Below are 1,802 nucleotides of genomic sequence, written 5' to 3' on the forward strand. Positions count from 1 at the left end.
AGCGCCCAGCGCCCAGCGCCCAGAAAAGTATAAGCACCGAATCGATAGGTTCGGTGCTTTTTTTGTTAGGTTTTGTAGCTAGGCGCTGATCCTCCTTGCCGCAGGCAGGTAATTAAGAATATACTTAAATAACGATTTTTGCAGCGACACTTTGTTAAGGCCTTTTTAATGCTGAAACGCTACTTACCGATGATCAACTGGCTCAGTGCTTATAATAAACACGCTTTAGCCAGTGATATGGTGGCGGCTATTATCGTCACCATTATGCTCATTCCACAGTCGCTAGCCTATGCCATGCTGGCCGGTCTGCCTCCTGAGGTTGGCCTGTACGCCAGCATTTTGCCTTTGCTGGCTTACACCTTATTTGGCACCAGCCATACCTTATCTGTAGGGCCGGTAGCCGTCATATCTCTGATGACAGCCGCCGCTGTGGGTAATTTAGCACTAGAGGGTAGCGGTGAATATCTAGTCGCCGCCATCGCCCTTGCTTTTATTTCTGGCATCATTTTAGTGTTAATGGGCTTATTAAAACTTGGGGTATTAGCTAACTTTTTAAGCCATCCGGTGATCTCTGGTTTTATTACCGCGTCAGGCTTACTGATTGCTGCCAGCCAGCTACAACATCTGTTAGGAATTAGCGCCAGCGGCCATAATTTGCTAGAAATCTTACAAGCTGTTGCCACTAATATTCAACACACCAACCTGCTCACATTAGCCATTGGTGGCGGTGCGGTATTGTTTTTATTTTGGTCACGCAAAGGTTTGGCACCACTATTAGCCCGCTGTGGCCTGTCGCCTCATGTGGCGGCATTAGTCTCTAAAACAGGGCCGGTACTGGCAGTAATCACCACTATTTTGGTAGTGTGGACGGCTGATCTTGCTCAGCAAGGTGTACAGATAGTGGGTAGCATTCCAGCCGGTTTACCCGCTTTTACTCTGCCACACTTTGATAGTGAACTTTGGCAACAGTTGCTAGTCTCAGCACTCTTTATCAGCTTAGTAGGCTTTGTTGAATCGGTATCGGTGGCACAAACTTTGGCGGCTAAACGTCGCCAACGCATTGCGCCAAACCAAGAGTTAATTGGCTTAGGCGCGGCTAATATTGGCTCGGCCTTAGCGGGGGGCTTTCCGGTTACCGGTGGCTTTTCTCGCTCAGTAGTCAACTTTGATGCCGGCGCCCAAACTCCTGCAGCAGGGGCATTTACCGCCTTGGGTATTGCATTAGCAGCACTCTTTTTAACTCCGTTACTGTTTTTTCTACCCCAAGCCACGCTGGCCGCCACCATTATAGTGGCCGTATTATCACTGATTGATATCGGCGCCATTAAGCGTACTTGGCAGTATTCACGTAGTGATTTTTCCGCCATGTTAGTTACCATTTTACTGACGCTCACGCAGGGAGTAGAGATGGGGATTGTTGCCGGTGTAAGTTTGTCATTATTGCTATTTTTACACCGCACTAGCACCCCTCATAGTGCCGTGGTGGGGTTAGTACCGGGCACAGAGCACTTTCGTAATATCGAACGCCACCAAGTGATAACCCATCCTCACCTAGTGACACTGCGAATGGACGAAAGCTTATATTTTGCCAATGCCCGCCACCTTGAAGACCGCGTATATGCCTTAATTGTTAAGCAGCCGGCCGTTAAGCACTTAGTGTTAATGTGTCCTGCGGTTAATTTAATTGATGCCTCAGCACTAGAAAGCCTAGAAGCCATTAACCATAGGTTAGATGACAGCGGCGTGACTTTTCATCTTTCAGAAGTGAAAGGGCCTGTGATGGATCGCTTACAACACAGTCA

At 48.2% G+C, this 1,802-nt stretch carries 1 protein-coding gene; it reads left to right on the forward strand.

The genetic code is table 11. The features are described from left to right. Window positions 1-168: 168 nt before the first annotated feature. Window positions 169-1,802, forward strand: a 1,634-nt coding sequence (locus ACTHY5_RS09500) for a SulP family inorganic anion transporter (protein ID WP_441879048.1), incomplete at its 3' end; no start/stop codon positions are given.

The organism is Oceanisphaera sp. (assembly GCF_052084945.1).
In the GTDB taxonomy this organism is placed as follows: Bacteria; Pseudomonadota; Gammaproteobacteria; order Enterobacterales; family Aeromonadaceae; genus Oceanimonas.